Annotated in this window: 14 protein-coding genes; 12 read left to right on the top strand and 2 right to left on the bottom strand. The window is 38.5% G+C overall.

Features of this window, described 5'->3' with window-relative positions:
- Window positions 1-238: 238 nt before the first annotated feature.
- From rpsO to pnp, 6 genes are all read left to right on the top strand, one after another.
- Window positions 239-508 (top strand): 30S ribosomal protein S15, encoded by a 270-nt coding sequence (gene rpsO / locus ACJAT7_RS06085; protein ID WP_415225915.1) that lies wholly within the window; start codon window positions 239-241, stop codon window positions 506-508.
- A 362-nt stretch (window positions 509-870) separates the two neighbouring features.
- Complete coding sequence (locus ACJAT7_RS06080; protein ID WP_415225914.1) at window positions 871-1746, top strand: hypothetical protein; 876 nt, start codon at window positions 871-873, stop codon at window positions 1744-1746.
- 131 nt (window positions 1747-1877) lie between these two features.
- On the top strand, window positions 1878-2351 hold the full coding sequence (locus ACJAT7_RS06075; protein ID WP_415225913.1) for a DUF6795 domain-containing protein: 474 nt from the start codon (window positions 1878-1880) through the stop codon (window positions 2349-2351).
- 391 nt (window positions 2352-2742) lie between these two features.
- The gene (locus ACJAT7_RS06070) at window positions 2743-3237 is read left to right on the top strand and encodes a DUF6795 domain-containing protein (RefSeq protein ID WP_415225912.1); all 495 of its coding nucleotides are present in this window, start codon (window positions 2743-2745) and stop codon (window positions 3235-3237) included.
- Between the two features lie 17 nt (window positions 3238-3254).
- Window positions 3255-4427: a lipase family protein gene (locus ACJAT7_RS06065; protein ID WP_415225911.1), complete on the top strand. Its 1173-nt coding sequence runs from the start codon at window positions 3255-3257 to the stop codon at window positions 4425-4427.
- A gap of 237 nt (window positions 4428-4664) precedes the next feature.
- Window positions 4665-6770, top strand: a complete 2106-nt coding sequence (gene pnp, locus ACJAT7_RS06060; protein WP_415225910.1) for a polyribonucleotide nucleotidyltransferase — start codon at window positions 4665-4667, stop codon at window positions 6768-6770.
- A 635-nt stretch (window positions 6771-7405) separates the two neighbouring features.
- Here the strand turns inward: pnp and ACJAT7_RS06055 are convergent.
- A complete protein-coding gene (locus ACJAT7_RS06055) occupies window positions 7406-7975 on the bottom strand; it encodes an acetate uptake transporter (RefSeq protein WP_415225909.1) in 570 nt (189 codons plus the stop codon).
- 282 nt (window positions 7976-8257) lie between these two features.
- Between ACJAT7_RS06055 and ACJAT7_RS06050 the strand changes: the two genes are divergently transcribed.
- The 6 genes from ACJAT7_RS06050 to ACJAT7_RS06025 all read left to right on the top strand — a co-directional run bounded on the left by ACJAT7_RS06050 (window position 8258) and on the right by ACJAT7_RS06025 (window position 14832).
- Window positions 8258-9025 (top strand): ABC transporter ATP-binding protein, encoded by a 768-nt coding sequence (locus ACJAT7_RS06050; protein WP_415225908.1) that lies wholly within the window; start codon window positions 8258-8260, stop codon window positions 9023-9025.
- An 80-nt stretch (window positions 9026-9105) separates the two neighbouring features.
- A complete protein-coding gene (locus ACJAT7_RS06045) occupies window positions 9106-9897 on the top strand; it encodes an ABC transporter substrate-binding protein (RefSeq protein WP_415225907.1) in 792 nt (263 codons plus the stop codon).
- A 67-nt stretch (window positions 9898-9964) separates the two neighbouring features.
- Complete coding sequence (locus ACJAT7_RS06040) at window positions 9965-10705, top strand: ABC transporter permease (RefSeq protein ID WP_415225906.1); 741 nt, start codon at window positions 9965-9967, stop codon at window positions 10703-10705.
- Between the two features lie 2 nt (window positions 10706-10707).
- A complete protein-coding gene (locus ACJAT7_RS06035; RefSeq protein WP_415225905.1) occupies window positions 10708-11382 on the top strand; it encodes an ABC transporter permease in 675 nt (224 codons plus the stop codon).
- A 200-nt stretch (window positions 11383-11582) separates the two neighbouring features.
- Window positions 11583-12860, top strand: a complete 1278-nt coding sequence (locus tag ACJAT7_RS06030; protein WP_415225904.1) for a hypothetical protein — start codon at window positions 11583-11585, stop codon at window positions 12858-12860.
- A gap of 619 nt (window positions 12861-13479) precedes the next feature.
- Entirely contained in the window at window positions 13480-14832 is a 1353-nt protein-coding gene (locus tag ACJAT7_RS06025) for a hypothetical protein (protein WP_415225903.1), read from the top strand.
- 63 nt (window positions 14833-14895) lie between these two features.
- Here the strand turns inward: ACJAT7_RS06025 and ACJAT7_RS06020 are convergent, their stop codons facing one another.
- Window positions 14896-15624 (bottom strand): amino acid ABC transporter ATP-binding protein, encoded by a 729-nt coding sequence (locus tag ACJAT7_RS06020; protein ID WP_415225937.1) that lies wholly within the window; start codon window positions 15622-15624, stop codon window positions 14896-14898.
- Between the last annotated feature and the right edge of the window lie 214 nt (window positions 15625-15838).

The following is a 15838-nucleotide window of genomic DNA, read 5'->3' as shown; positions in this document are numbered from 1 at the left end:
AAAACAACAAATGGTTTACATTTAAAAATAGTCCTCGACTATGGAATAAGTTTTAATTTGTGATATACAATTTTTAATTGGCTTTGCTGATCAGTTAAGATTAAATCAGATGTAAATAAACATTGCGTAGTATCTGCTTAATATATAAAATATGCGCTCACTTTATCGCTGAATTAGTGATCGGCGATAATAATTTAAATAGGTTAATTCACTTAACCACAAAATATCGGAGTATGTTATGTCACTAAGTGCACAACAAAAAGCTGAAATTGTAGCTAAATTTGGTCGTTCTGAAGGCGATACTGGTTCTTCTGAAGTACAAGTTGCATTGTACACAGTACAAATCAACCATCTACAAGGTCACTTTAAAGAGCACATCCATGATCACCACAGCCGTCGTGGTCTATTACGCATGGTAAGTCAACGTCGTAAATTACTTGACTACTTAAAGCGTAAAGATGTTGCTGCTTACACAGCACTAATCGCAGAATTAGGTCTACGTCGTTAATTTCGACTTAAACCCTGACTTCAAAAAGAGCCTTATGGCTCTTTTTTTGTGCCTGTAGAAAAATGTAATGGCGACATTCTATCGTCGCGAAGAGTTAAAAATTTATTATTAATATTCATTTATATAAGAGACGTTATTGTTGATGCCGAGGTGGTTGATGGATAATTTATTTCTCTAGTCCATGGTAGATGATTTTGAACGGCGAGCTAGATTTTGGAAAATAAGCGGTTATTGATTGAATAAGTTTGCTTGTATCTAAAGCAAGTAAATTAGCTATAGAATAAAATCATTAAGTAAGAGGATTCCCTAAAAAGAATATCATTTTATCTTCAATTGTATTTTTATCAATGTATGGAGTCTATATGGAAGTGCTTAAATGGTTGCTGATCATCTCTTTTGGTATCGTATTTTGTGTGCTCAGTGTGGTGTTAATTAATCTAATATTTGTCGGAAAAATTACCGAAGTAAAAATTTGGTTTTCTTCTACTGTGCAGATACTTGATAATAATATACAAGTTGAAGAAAAAGAAAATGTAACACAGCAAGTGATTAATGTTGACCGCAAACATAAATCTGCACTTCCTCTCTCTGAAAAATTAGATTTAACATCGCAAGGCAAGTTGATCAAAAGAGACATATTTTCTAATGAAGACCAACATACCGCCGTGATCTCTTTACGCTTAGGCAACACAGAGAGGGAACTCATATTTAAAAAAAACAGTATTTATGAACGTCAAGATAATCAAATAGGTAAACTTCTTCATGAATTAGACCTCTCTAAAATGAAGATTCAATCCGCAAATTATGTTAATGAACAGATTGTTTTACTAAGTGGGATGGCTACTGCTCCCAAGGCGTTCGGTACGTATTTATGGCAAATTGACTTAAATAGCTTTGAGGTGATATTACTTACTACAGATCTATATTTTTCTTCTATTCCGCCAAAGATTTTAACAGCAAAAGGCTTTGATGGCGTTATTGCTATTTATTATCAAGATAGCTTTATTTTTGGTTTTGGTGGTGATTGTACCCAGCCCAGAATAAGTACAATAAGGCTGTATTCAAGTAAATATCCTCAAGGGCATGATATAGCTAAATTTAGCTACAAGGCGGGTACCATTATTGACGTGAGTGTCGAAAATGGGGTTTTAATTTTGACAGGGGATCCTAGCCGTCCTCAAAATGGCAGTGACAATCATCATCGGCCCGCACGATTTTGGAAAATTTCAGGTTTCTAGAGATAAAAAGTTAACAAGTGCTGAATCGGGCTGTGATGAAAAAAGTGGTACTAATTTTCTTATTAATTCTTTCATATGGAGTGACTGCTGTGGGAAGTAAAGGTATAGCTAAATAGTGCCTGTTTTCAGAGATGACAGGCGTTATAAATTTTGAGGGTAAGCCAGCGGCCGGCGTAAAGTTAGTACGTATGGTGGATTACGATAAAGCTCAATACGACGAAACAGTGACCGGTGAAAATGGAAACTTTCATTTCCCTGCACTTTATCGTCGTAATATAATTGGGAAGTTTCTACCGATGCAATTTGTGGCTAATCAAAAGATTACTGCTTATAAAGACGAGGTAGAATATTTAGTCTGGGAAGCCACAACCATGGACAGCACTGAAAACTATGAAGCGCGCGGTAAGCCATTAGTTGTTTCATGTGAACTTTCGTTAGAAGAAGCGAGTTATATTAAGGTCAATGGGAACTTGATCTATAGTCACTGTACTTGGGATGTGAAGCCCGATCCACCTAGTGATAGGTCAAGTTTTTTTGTTCATGAAGAAGACAAAGAAGATGAATATGATGATTTTCAACCAAGTAATGTAGATAAGGAGTTTTAAAATGGCAAGGATCACTGCAACATTATCATCAGAATATAAATAGCATACGTTTTGCTTTCCTCTTAATTTAAACGAAACAATTCAACACCCCACACTCGCTAATTATTAGCCATTTCCTCACCTTATACTGATTTTTAAAATCCCTGTCATTTTTAAGTTCTGTTCTGAAAGCTTAGTTCCTTGCTTTTTTTGTGTTTTTTTTTAGATATGTATGGTTAAATTATAATATTTACGTCAATCGCTAAATATTATCGTTTGACAACAACTCTCATCTTGTTTTTGTTGTTAACTAAAATGCGGCTTTGTACTGTTTTTCCATGCAGCGATACAATTATTTCTGTTGCACATAAATAGAGAAGCGAATTAACGGATTGGTATAAGTAGGAATATGATGAAAAAACACATTTTACTAATTTTATTATTAATATTTTCATATGGAGTAACTGCGGTGAGTATAAAACAGTGCCTGTTTTCAGAGATGACAGGGGTAGTTAATTTTGAAGGTAAACCTGCGGCTGGCGTAAAGTTAGTACGTATGGTGGATTACAATAAAGCTCAATACGACGAAACAGTAACTGATGAAAATGGCAAGTTTCATTTTTCTCCGATATACCGTAGCAGCCTTCTTAGTGCGGTTTTACCAATGGAGTTTGTAGTTGCGCAAAAAATTACAGCATTTTATGATGGTAAAGAATATGAAATGTGGAGTGGTACAAAAAGAAAATCAGAGGAGAACTCTGAAGCTCGAGGTAAGCCTTTGCACGTCAGTTGTGAGTTAACCCTGCCAGAACTGAACTTTATAATTGTAGAAAGATCTCCAATTTTTAGTTTATGTACATGGGACGTTGAAGCTGATCCTGATGATAGAAGTAGTTTATTTGGATAAATATTTAGGAGTATTACATGTCTAATGCGCAATCTGCCATAGTCGCTGCAACAATAGCTGATGATGTATATGCATTAACAAAACAACTAACTAAAGAGGATGCCTTACGTTTGTTGAATAGGCTTTATAAAGGGAGCTTTAGTTTTGCGGATGATAATTTATTAACAGCGAAAACAGGTGGGCCTCCTGGATTTAAAATATCAACAGGTTTTGGCTTTGTTTTATTAGGTAAAAAAGCACCTTATAAAGGCCACGCATTTATCGTATTTCGAGGTACTCAGTTGCTTGCTGATTGGCTCACTAACGGTCATATAGCAACATCTAGAAGTGAGTCGGGTCATCTAGTACATGGAGGTTTCCATAATACATTTAATACGATGAAACCACGCTTAAAAGATTTTGTTAATGTGATTAACCAACCCCGTCATGGGATTCATACTGTGCATTGTGTGGGTCATAGTTTAGGCGGTGCTTTAGCGACTCTTTGTGCGAACTGGGTCAGTACGAGTAAAAGCACTTATTTGTATACTTTTGGTAGTCCTAGAACTGGTTTAGCCAGTTTTGCTGAAAATATCACACAAAAATTAAACAGTGAAAATATTTTTAGGGCTTACCATAAAACAGATCCTGTTCCTAAGTTATTGCCTTGGCCTTATACCCACGTCCCTTTTTCTGGTGGTGATTATTATTTACCGTCCCCTGGCAGTAATTTTTCTGCGACATATCATGGTATGGATATGTATATAGCAACTATTAAACGAGAAGGGAATTGGCCACAGTTAAAAGGTTTTGTAGAAGAAAAGAAAACTGATTTTGGCATTGCTCGTTGGTTAGAGAGCAAGGAAACTAACTCATTAACGGTTACTGTTGTTGGATGGTTAGAGCAAGCATTAGTCTGGGTACTAAAGAAGTGCTTAGGAGCAGCACATACAGCATTAGCTGGACTAGTCGGTGGATCAATTACTTTGATTGATAAGCTAGCGTACATATTAGCGAAAGGGGTTAATCTTGCTGAAAATATTTCGTATTGGGTTTTATTATTCATTAAAAAGTTAATGCAAGTATTAGGTATGCCTTTTGTGTCAGACAAACTTGAAATGTCGCAAAACTTCATACGTAGTGTCATGGTGCGTTTACAACGGGAAGTGACGATTGCTTCTCAGCAAGCGTTAATGCAAAAAATTGGTTAACTAGTGATAATCAATAGTTATATAAAACTCACTCTATATTATTGGCGCTAGGAGTGAGTTTCATCAACAAATAAGCAAATGCTTTAACATCATGGTATTCAAATAAATGCTATTTACTCATCCCCCTCCTAAAAACTCTAAAAAAAAACTGCAAAAAAGTTTTAAAGCAAAAACTTTGACGTATACTATCGGCGCGATAAAAAGCAAAACGAAAATAATTATATTAAAGGAAAAAAAATGACTCCTATTGTAAAAAGTTTCCAGTATGGCGAACATACGGTAACACTAGAAACGGGCGTAATGGCTCGTCAAGCGACTGCCGCTGTAATGTGTAGCATGGACGATACTTGTGTATTCGTTTCTGTTGTTGGTAAAAATGCTGACAATCAAGAGCGTGATTTCTTCCCTCTGACTGTTAACTACCAAGAAAAAACCTACGCTGCAGGTAAAATTCCAGGTGGTTTCTTCAAACGTGAAGGCCGCCCAAGTGAAGAAGAAACGTTAATTGCACGTCTTATTGACCGTCCAGTTCGTCCTCTTTTCCCAGCAGGTTTTAAAAACGAAGTGCAAGTGATTGCAACGGTTGTTTCTATCAACCCTGAAATTAACCCAGATATCGTTGCTATGATTGCAACATCAGCTGCACTCTCTATCTCTGGTATGCCATTTAATGGTCCTATCGGCTGTGCACGCGTTGGTTATAAAGAAGGTCAATACCTACTTAACCCGACCAAAACAGAATTAGAAACAAGTGATCTTAACCTTGTGGTATCTGGTACAGATAACGCAGTATTAATGGTTGAATCTGAAGCGGGCATCTTAAGTGAAGATGTTATGCTTGGCGCGGTTGTATACGGCCACGATCAACAGCAAGTTGTTGTTGAAGCGATTAAAGAATTTGCAACTGACGTTGCTCGCCCTCTTTGGGATTGGGCTGCGCCTGCACGCAACGAAGCATTAGATGCTGCGATTGCAACAGAAGCACAAACGCGTTTCCAAGAAGCTTACCAGATCAGTGATAAAGGGCAGCGTTACGATGCCATTAAAGCTATCACTACTGAAGTTAAAGCTAAATTATTAGCAAGCGACGAAACATTAGAAGCTAAGCAAGTAGGTGAATACCTGCACGATTTAGAAAAAACAGTGGTTCGTACACGCATCATTAAAGGTGAGCCGCGCATTGACGGACGTGATCCGCAAAGCATTCGTGCGTTGAACGTAATGACTGGCGTTCTGCCACGTACTCACGGTAGTGCACTGTTCACTCGTGGCGAAACACAAGCATTAGTTACTGCTACACTTGGCACCCAACGTGATGCACAGATTATTGACAGCCTAATGGGCGAGAAGAAAGATAACTTCTTACTACATTATAACTTCCCTCCATACTGTGTAGGCGAAACTGGTTTTGTGGGTTCTCCTAAACGTCGTGAGATTGGCCATGGCCGTCTAGCTAAACGTGGCGTTCTAGCGGTTATGCCTTCTTTGGAAGATTTCCCGTACACAGTACGTGTTGTTTCTGAAATTACTGAATCAAACGGTTCATCTTCAATGGCTTCTGTTTGTGGTGCATCGCTAGCGCTGATGGATGCCGGTGTTCCGCTTAAAGCATCTGTTGCGGGTATCGCTATGGGTCTTGTGAAAGAGGGCGAAGAGTTCGTTGTTCTTTCTGATATCTTAGGTGATGAAGATCATCTTGGCGATATGGACTTTAAAGTTGCCGGTACAACTGCAGGTATTACTGCACTGCAGATGGATATCAAAATCGAAGGTATCACACGTGAAATCATGCAAATTGCTTTAAACCAGGCAAAAGCAGCACGTTTACATATCTTATCTGTAATGGATGAAGCTCTTCCAAAAGGTCGCGCTGATATTTCTCAATTTGCACCGCGCATTCACACTCTCAAAATCCCAACGGATAAAATCCGTGACGTTATTGGTAAAGGTGGCGCAACAATTCGTGCTCTTTGTGAAGAAACGGGCACCACGATTGAAATCGAAGATGATGGCACAGTTAAAATTGCTGCAACATCTGGTGAGCAGGCAGAAGATGCAATCAACCGCATTAAATCGCTTACAGCTGAAGTTGAAGTAGGCACTATCTACTCAGGTAAAGTTGTTCGTCTGGCTGACTTCGGTGCGTTCGTTAACATTCTTCCAGGTAAAGATGGCCTAGTGCACATCTCGCAAATCTGTGAAGAGCGTATACAGAAAGTTTCTGACCATCTAAAAGAAGGTCAAGAAGTTAAAGTTAAAGTGTTAGAAGTTGATCGCCAAGGCCGTGTTCGCCTAAGCATCAAAGAAGCAATGGAAAAGAAAGACGTTCCAGCTGCTGAGTAATCATTTGATTGATTAATTAAAAAGGAAGCTCCGGCTTCCTTTTTTTATGCCTGTTAAAAATTTAGAAAGAGCGAAGATGGTCTAGTGCACATATCTCATCTTATGCCTCAAATAATGGTGAAGAGCGTATACATAAAATTCTGACCATCTAAAAGAAGGTCAAGAAGTTAAAAAGTGTTAGAAGTTGATCGCCAAGGCACTCTCTTTAAAGAAAGTTGCCGCCTAACCGTCATCGATGCAATGGAAAAGAAAGACGTTCCAGCTGCTGAGTAATCATTTGATTGATTAGTTAAAAAAGGAAGCTTTGGCTTCCTTTTTTTATGCCTGTTAAAAATTTAGAAAGAGCGAAGATGGCCTAGTGCAGATCTCTCATCTATGCCTCAAATAATGGTGAAGAGCGCAGACAGAAACTCTCAGCCCTTCTTTACACTGTAAAACTGTGTGTCGGTTGCTTATCATTGCCTATTGCTATTGAGGATACAGAGGAGCACGACGGTAACAATCTAAGGAAGGATCGCGGAAAAGAGGAAACGAATATTTACGGTTTGCTCTTATTTTGTGTTTATTCTAAATCGCAGATGTAAAAAAACCGAGATTAACTCGGTTTTTCAATAGAGATTAAAAATCAGGAATTATTATTTTGGCTCACCGATTGGTAAAACGGTTTCTCCTAATTGTTCATTGATCACTTCAGCCATGGCTAAGTAGATCGCACTTAATCCACAGATAATTCCTTCAAAACCAGCAATTGTCCCAATCAGTTTTGAGCCTGTGAAATCACGCACAGCCAACAGAAAAAAGAGTACTGTTAAGCTGGCAAATATAAATCTAAGCACAAAATTGCCACGCAGCGTACCGACAAACATAAAACCAGTGAAGATACCCCACATCACCAGATACCAAGCCATAAAACCATGTGGCGTTGCATCAGCCAAACCAAGTTTAGGAAAAACAATGAGTACGACTAGGCTGATCCAGAAAAAACCGTAAGAAGTAAATGCAGTTAGTCCAAAGGTGTTACCTTTTTTAAATTCAAGTATACCCGCGATAACTTGCGCAATACCGCCGTAACAAAGGCCCATTGCAAGAATCATTGCGCTCATTGGGAAAAAACCCGCGTTATGGATGTTAAGTAAAACAGTGGTCATACCAAAGCCCATTAGGCCAAGGGGGGCTGGATTAGCATAGTTAATAGTTTGTGACACGCAATGTACCTTTTTATATTAATGGATGGATAAATCGCGCGGACAATAGCACGACTATTTTTTTTGTAAAGAAAATAGTTGAAATAAGATTTAGCTCACATTTCAGATCGATTTTGAGCTCTTTTTTGCGTGCCAGGACGCACATATACAGCCTTTATTTCTGAATAGTTATTCATGTTTTAATAAATAATATGCAGAGCAAAGCTTTGTATTAATTTTATTAATTTAAATCTATAAAGCAGGTACAATGAGATTTATTGTCAATAAAAATGAATATTAACTATGAGTTTACCAACCTTATCAATAAGAAATCTGCATAAATCATTCGCAGATAATGAAGTATTAAAAGGTATCGATTTAGATGCGCACAAAGGTGACGTTATCTCTATTTTGGGGGCTTCTGGCTCAGGTAAAAGTACACTTTTGCGTTGTGTGAACTTACTTGAAACGCCGACCTCGGGTGATATTTTGGTAAACGGTGAGTTAATCAAAATGAAACAGGATAAAAAAAGAGGTCTGATTCCTGTTTCAATAAAACAAGTTGAACGTATCCGTTCCCGTTTGGCGATGGTGTTCCAAAGTTTTAATTTGTGGTCGCATATGACTGTATTAGAAAATGTTATTGAGGCACCGGTACATGTTTTAGGGGTACCTAAAAAAGAAGCGATTGTGAAAGCGGAAGCAATTTTACAACGTGTCGGTTTATATGAAAAAAAAGGTTTTTTTCCAGGTCAGCTTTCCGGTGGACAGCAGCAACGCGTCGCGATTGCACGTGCGCTGGCTGTTGAACCTGAAGTGATGTTATTTGACGAACCTACCTCGGCGCTTGATCCCGAATTAGTCGGCGAAGTGTTAAATGTGATGCGTGGTCTTGCTGAAGAGGGAAGGACTATGCTGGTTGTTACTCATGAGATGACCTTTGCGCGTGATGTTTCTAATAAAGTACTGTTTTTACATCAAGGTTTAGTTGAAGAGGAGGGAAAACCAGAGCAGGTTTTTGGAAATCCATCATCAGAACGTTTCAAAAAATTTATTTCATCTGTTTATTAATAACACTCACTGGATCTGAATTTATTTTTCAGTTCTTAGTAATTTCACTTAACTTATCTACCGTAACATAAGGAACTAAAATGAAAAAAATCACTTTATGCTGGATGCAAATGGCAATCACACTACTTGCTTTGTCTTTCAATACCGCGCAGGCAAAAGAATGGAAAGAGATTCGTATTGGCGTGGAAGGCGCTTACCCTCCTTTTAGTAAAACGGAAGCCGACGGCAGTGTAACCGGCTTTGATATCGACATCGCCAATGCATTATGTGAGGAGATGAAAGCTAAGTGTACCTTTGTAAAACAAGATTGGGATGGCATTATTCCCGCGTTAATGTCCCGCAAATTTGATGCAGTTATTGCCACCATGGACATTACTGAAGAACGCTTGAAAAAAGTGGCGTTTACTAATAAATATCAGCATATTCCAGCTCGTTTTGTGGCATTGAAAGGTGCGCAATATCAGGCGACAGACACGTTTATGGCTGATAAAAAGATTGGCGTACAGCGAGCAACCTCAATGGATATGTATATTTCAGATAATTATCCGAGCGCTCAAATCAAGCGTTACGGCTCAGCCGATGAAGCATACCTTGATCTTAAAGCGGGCCGCTTAGATCTTGTACTGGCAGACTCTGCTGCTATTACTGGCGGGCTGTTAGAGAAAGATGGCGGTGATAAATTCGCATTTATCGGGCCTAAGCTTAATGATCCTAAGTGGTTTGGTGAAGGTGCGGGTATTGCAATTCGCAAACAAAATCAGGATCTCGTTAAGCAGTTTAACCGTGCAATTGCCGCAATCCGTGCAAACGGAACTTATACAACAATACAAGATAAATACTTTAGTTTCGATGTTTATGGTAGTGACCAATAAGTATTAATTAACTCAACCGCGAAGGCTTAAAATCGTCCTTTGCGGTTGTAACCGATAAGAAACAGTTATGCTTGAACTGCAAAATTACCAGAATATACTGCTTGAAGGTGCATGGTTAACCGTTCAAGTTGCATTGCTTTCATTATTACTGGCGGTTGTTCTGGGGCTGCTCGGTGCACTAGCCAAATTATCACATTCGCTTATTTTAAAAAGTATCGCGACGTTATACACCACTATTATTCGCGGTATTCCCGATTTAATTTTGATGCTGCTGATCTTTTTTGGCGGTCAGATGCTGGTTAATGATTTAAGTTACCGGTTAAATGAATGGCTTAATGAAACGGTTACCCGTTTTGATGCTGCCCATGAGTGGTACGCATTTTTACCTGACTATATCGATATTAGCCCCTATTTTGCCGGCATTATAACCATAGGTTTTATCTTTGGAGCCTATATGGCGGAAACATTTCGCGGTGCAATTATGTCTGTTGAAAAAGGCCAGCTAGAAGCCGCTACGGCCTATGGTATGAGCAGGTCTAAAATATTCACCCGGGTAATGTTTCCGCAAATGATGCGTCATGCCCTGCCGGGGATAGGCAATAACTGGCAGGTTTTATTAAAAACAACGGCGTTAGTCTCTATTATTGGTTTACAGGATATGGTTAAGATTGCTGGGGATGCTGCAGGTTCGACCCAAAAACCATTTACCTTTTATCTAGCCGTTGCCTTTATTTTTCTTTTATTTACTTTTATTTCAAGCTCGTTTTTAAATTGGGCTGAACGTAAATATACAATTAAAACGAGGTAGAGATGGATTTATCAATTATTGTTAATGAATACCCGTTATACCTCGAAGGGCTATGGACTACTGCGCTGCTTGTCTCTGGTTCATTACTGTTAGGTCTGCTGATTGCGATCCCTGCTGGTATTTTACAAAGTAGCGAAAACCGGCTGGTTAGAGGCGTTATTGGTTCGTATATGTACTTCTTTCGCGGTACACCATTATTAGTGCAGCTGTTTATTATTTACTACGGAAGTGCGCAGTTTGATTGGCTGCGGGAAAGTTGGTTGTGGGATTACTTTCAGGATGCCTGGTTCTGTGCATTATTAGCCTTTACATTAAATACCGGTGCTTATACCGCAGAGATAGTACGCGGTGTGATTGGAACTGTGCCCGAAGGAGAGCTCGAAGCGGCTAAAGCTTATGGCATGAGCAGGTGGAAAATTTTACGGCGAATCATTTTACCCAATTCATTGCGGCGTGCACTACCAGCCTACAGTAATGAGGTGATCTTTATGATTCATGGCAGTGCGATTGCCGGTGTGGTGACTATTGTTGATATCACAGGCGCGGCTCGCGTAGTGAATGCGCGATATTATGCCCCCTTTGAAGCGTATTTAGCAGCGGGCCTTTTATATATGTGCTTAACCTTTTCTGTTATTTACGTTTTTAAAAAGTGGGAACAGCGTTACTTAAAGAGTTAACGTTCAATCAGTTAAAGTTGATTCTTAAACGCTATTATTTACTTTTTATGCTTGATTGATCGTGCGTAGCAGTTAATTTATTTACCACACATGGTATATTTAACTTAATTATGTTTCTCAATGCTAATCAATATTAGAGCTGACTGATATAAAGGTTAATTGCACTCGCTAAAATTATTTAAATAGGGATCTTATCAGATATGGAAATGAAATTATTAATCGCAGCTTTAAGCTTTATGTCCTGTTCAGTGATCGCGGATGTAAAGACTCTCGTTCACGATGTAAACGGAAAAAGCGAGGTAACAGTACAAAATGTCGGTGATACGGCTTGTACATTGAACTATAAAAATAGTGACTACCTAACGAGTGAGGGGATGCCTATCTTTTATACCTTCCAAGTTGAACTTCATGAGGGGGAATTACAAGAGGGGATGCAATCTTGGTTGCCGCATGGGATTAAACCTGGAGAGCCGAGTATATTATCTTTTCATGATACGACTATTGGGAAAATCTATGAATATACTGACAATACTTCCTTGTACGGCGAACTGTTTTATAAAACGAACCTATTAACTCACTTTTTGGCTGTAGACAAAATACTCATGCGCCAGGGGGGGGTGACAATAAATATGCCTGTTTATAAAAAGGCAGAGATATCGAATAAAACAATAAACGTCTTTAAAAACTGTATTAAGAAGCTCGATAAAGCATTGCTGACGTTTTGTAAAAGCTCGAATGATGCATCTAAATTGTGTATAGCTAAAAAAGCGAATGCCAACAAGGGTTCCGTTAATGAGCTTATTAAGAATGATCCTGAGTTTATTGCTGCAGCCAAAATCAAAGCACTTAAAGAAGCCAGGGCACTTGACGCAACTAAAGCACTTGAAGCAAACAAAGCTTTTGAAGCGGCCGTAGCCATTGAAGTAGCTAAAGCACTCAGAGAAGCTAGGGTGAAAGCATTTAAGGCTGCAGTTGATAAAGCGGCTGCCGCCAAAAACAGGAAGAAACTCACTATTTTTGCTGACAACGTTGAAGCTCCTTTCCATCTTAATAAATTTGGCCATAATGATCCTGCTATAGCGAAAATAATTAAAGGGGGGATGCGTGGTAATGTTATGCGTGTTAATTATCCAGCCGATGGTGGTGTTGCATATTATGCGAGTAATAGCGGTATAGATTATTCTGAATATATCTATATTGAATTTGATCTTAAGCTAATATCTGATCATCGTGCTGATAGTAAGCTAAATATCAAAATGGATTGTTTTGATTCTTGCAGCTCGGGTCCGTACGTAATTGAAAAACCAAGACTGGGTGTGTGGAAGCACTATCAGGTGCGCTTGGAAGATTTAATTAACAATCCCGGCTCAAACCTTGATATTGCTAATGTGAATGTACCCTTTGCTATTTTTCCTGATTTTGGGAATCAACGTGGTGTTGCATTTATTATCGATAGTGTTGTTATGACTAACTACTAATGTGAATTCAGCATTTTCAATTATTGTCAACGCAGTGTTACATTGCTGCTTTGAGTAATTAAAGCGCTAATAATTGCATAAACAAGAGTAAAAAAAGGTTAACGAAATAAATTCGTTAACCTTTTTTTTTGCCCAGCAAAGCCGCTCACTTGCAAAATAGAGAGTACGCCTTAACTAAGGGGAATATAATCAAGGGCATCTCGGCCAACGGTGACGCCGAAAGGATAGCAGTACAGCGTAACCTGTTTCGCCAATATTGATGAGTAAGCTACAAAATAGCGCTAAAACATACCTGCAGCATAATCTGGTGAATAGCCCTTTGGGTGAAAGCGCTTACTTGTGTGTTGTAGCTCTCTTTTTGTTTGTATTTTAATCTGTATACTCATCTTATAGTGCTTACGCATTGATTAAATAGCGGTTATTATCAAATCGGAGGCAAGTATGGGCTAGATCTACGGATTTAGTCATTTTTCATTGCTTTATAAGTAAGCGCTTACATTTTGGTGTGGGGCTGTTTGTGAACTTTAAAAAAAATACTCATGCGGAGAAATATATTCATGTTTGCTATTTTGATAGAAGCAGCTGGCTCTCGTATCTTAAAAAAGGGATTTTATAAAATATGCACAGTAAAATTTTAATTGCAGCTTTAAGTTTTATCTCATGTTCAGTAATTGCAGATGTGCAGACACTTGCTCATGAGACAAATAAGAACCGTGAGGTGACAGTACAAAATATAGGAGATTCTGCTTGTACTTTGAACTATAAAAATGGTAATTATCTGACGAATGAGGGGTTTCCTGTCTTTTATAATTTCCAAGCCGAGCTTAATAATGGCGAGATAAAAACTGGGATGCAATCTTGGTTACCACATGGGATGAAAGCGAATAAAGTGACCACATTATCTTTCCATAATGAGAATAATGGGAAAATTTATGAATATAGGGAAAAAGCGTCCAAGCATGGTAATCTGTTTTATAACACAGATTTATTCACTCGTTTCTTAGATGCAGAAAAAGTATTTATTCGTCAGGGACGAACGGTAAAAGAGATGCCAGTTTATACCAGGGCTGATATACCGGAAAAAGTAAAAAACTCTTTTCAACATTGTCTTAAAAAACTTGATCAAGCCTTAAATGAGTTCTGTTTAAGTTCAAGTGATGCTTCTAAACTTTGCATCGTAAAAAAAGCAGATGCCAAAAAAGGTTATCCTAATGAAGTTATTAAGGATGATCCTAAGATTATTGCTGCACTAAAAGCTGCAAAAGCTGCAAAAGCAGAAGCTGCGGAAATAGCAGCAGCGGAGAAAGCTGTAAAAGCAGCAGAGAAAGTTGCAAAAGCCGCTATAATCGCTGCAGCTGCAAAAGTAGCGGAAGCTGCTCAAATCGCACAAGCAGCGAAAGAGGCTGAAATTATTCAAGCAGCACAAGTTGCTAAAGCCGCTCAAGTTGCTTTAGTCCTTTCTGGAATTGCCGCAGACGAGCGTGAAGAGAAAGTTAAAAAGATTCTTACTATTTATGCGGATAAAGTTGAACCTCCTTTTCACTTGAATAAATTTGTACAATATGACCGATTGATAGTTTCGCAGGTAAGTGACGTTGACCATGGTCAAGTTACGCGCATTAAATTTTATACAGATAAAGGCATTGCATTTTTTGAAACTGTTAATGGCGAGAATTATGCTGAATATGATTATCTTGAATTCGATCTGAAAGTAAAATTTGATCCGAGAAAGAAAGGCGGGCTGGTGATCAAAATGGATTGTTTCTACCCTTGTAGTTCTGGCGATTATGTAATCAAAAAACCTCAAGAGGACAGTTGGGCGCATTATAAAATCAAACTGGCTGACTTAATTAATCAGTCTGGTTCAACCCTAGATATCACTAATGTGAATATCCCATTTGCGATATTACCCGACTGGGGTAAGCAACGTGGTGTTGTTCTAATGGTGGATAATATTAGCTTAACTAATTAAATGAAATCGGTTCATTTTTTCTAGAAAGGTTAACGCGTATTGCGCGTTAACCTTTGATCACTTTTAGTGTGACAAAATCTGTTCTAAAAATAGCTTGAGGCGATCCGACTGCGGATTATCAAAGAACTGCTGCGGTTCATTCTCTTCAATAATTTGCCCTGCATCCATAAAGATAACACGATCAGCGACTTTTTTGGCAAAGCCCATCTCATGAGTAACACAGATCATGGTGATCCCTTCATCTGCAAGCTCGACCATTACATCAAGTACCTCAGAAACCATCTCTGGATCTAATGCAGAGGTCGGCTCATCAAATAACATAATATTAGGGTTGATACATAAGCAGCGTGCAATAGCGACCCGTTGCTGCTGCCCACCGGATAGTTGATTCGGATATTTATATGCCTGATCTAAAATCTTTACGCGATCAAGATAATACATGGCCGTTTCAATGGCTTCTTTACGCGGTTTTTTATGTACCCAGATAGGTGCTAAAAGCAGATTTTCGAGCACGGAAAGATGCGGAAATAGGTTGAAGTGTTGGAATACCATGCCCACTTCTGCGCGGATATGACGCACCACTTTAAGATCGTCGGTCAGCTCTGTCCCATTAATGGTAATGCTGCCTTTTTGGAATTCTTCAAGACCATTTAAGCAGCGGATAGTGGTTGATTTCCCCGATCCTGACGGACCACAAATAACCACTTTCTCGCCTTTTTTAATGGTTAAATTAATATCTTTGAGTACGTGAAAATCCCCATACCATTTATTAACTTTTTGCATTGTGATCATGTTTTCTTCTGCGGACATGAAATTTCCTTTTTGACTAATAATGTTAAACAGGCATCATTTAAAAATAAGTATCAATTTATTGATTATTGCAATTAATGCTCTGTATTAAATTTGCGTTCAATAGATTTTGAGTATTGCGACATACTGAAGCAGATAACCCAGTAAATAAGAGTGACAAATACATACCCTTCAACTTCAAATCCTAACCAGTCTG

Origin of the sequence: Psychromonas sp. (assembly GCF_047632995.1) — a bacterium.
Classification (GTDB): domain Bacteria; phylum Pseudomonadota; class Gammaproteobacteria; order Enterobacterales; family Psychromonadaceae; genus Psychromonas.
This window is presented reverse-complemented; position numbering and strand designations above follow the sequence as displayed.

What these genes read in the sequence shown, in the direction of transcription:
- ACJAT7_RS06030 (WP_415225904.1), top strand. Translation starts at nt 11,583, where the DNA reads ATGGAAATGAAATTATTAATCGCAGCTTTAAGCTTTATGTCCTGTTCA.
- ACJAT7_RS06025 (WP_415225903.1), top strand. Translation starts at nt 13,480, where the DNA reads ATGCACAGTAAAATTTTAATTGCAGCTTTAAGTTTTATCTCATGTTCA.
- ACJAT7_RS06070 (WP_415225912.1), top strand. Translation starts at nt 2,743, where the DNA reads ATGAAAAAACACATTTTACTAATTTTATTATTAATATTTTCATATGGA.
- ACJAT7_RS06075 (WP_415225913.1), top strand. Translation starts at nt 1,878, where the DNA reads ATGACAGGCGTTATAAATTTTGAGGGTAAGCCAGCGGCCGGCGTAAAG.
- rpsO (WP_415225915.1), top strand. Translation starts at nt 239, where the DNA reads ATGTCACTAAGTGCACAACAAAAAGCTGAAATTGTAGCTAAATTTGGT.
- pnp (WP_415225910.1), top strand. Translation starts at nt 4,665, where the DNA reads ATGACTCCTATTGTAAAAAGTTTCCAGTATGGCGAACATACGGTAACA.
- ACJAT7_RS06045 (WP_415225907.1), top strand. Translation starts at nt 9,106, where the DNA reads ATGAAAAAAATCACTTTATGCTGGATGCAAATGGCAATCACACTACTT.
- ACJAT7_RS06020 (WP_415225937.1), bottom strand. Translation starts at nt 15,624, where the DNA reads ATGATCACAATGCAAAAAGTTAATAAATGGTATGGGGATTTTCACGTA.
- ACJAT7_RS06040 (WP_415225906.1), top strand. Translation starts at nt 9,965, where the DNA reads ATGCTTGAACTGCAAAATTACCAGAATATACTGCTTGAAGGTGCATGG.
- ACJAT7_RS06050 (WP_415225908.1), top strand. Translation starts at nt 8,258, where the DNA reads ATGAGTTTACCAACCTTATCAATAAGAAATCTGCATAAATCATTCGCA.
- ACJAT7_RS06065 (WP_415225911.1), top strand. Translation starts at nt 3,255, where the DNA reads ATGTCTAATGCGCAATCTGCCATAGTCGCTGCAACAATAGCTGATGAT.
- ACJAT7_RS06035 (WP_415225905.1), top strand. Translation starts at nt 10,708, where the DNA reads ATGGATTTATCAATTATTGTTAATGAATACCCGTTATACCTCGAAGGG.
- ACJAT7_RS06080 (WP_415225914.1), top strand. Translation starts at nt 871, where the DNA reads ATGGAAGTGCTTAAATGGTTGCTGATCATCTCTTTTGGTATCGTATTT.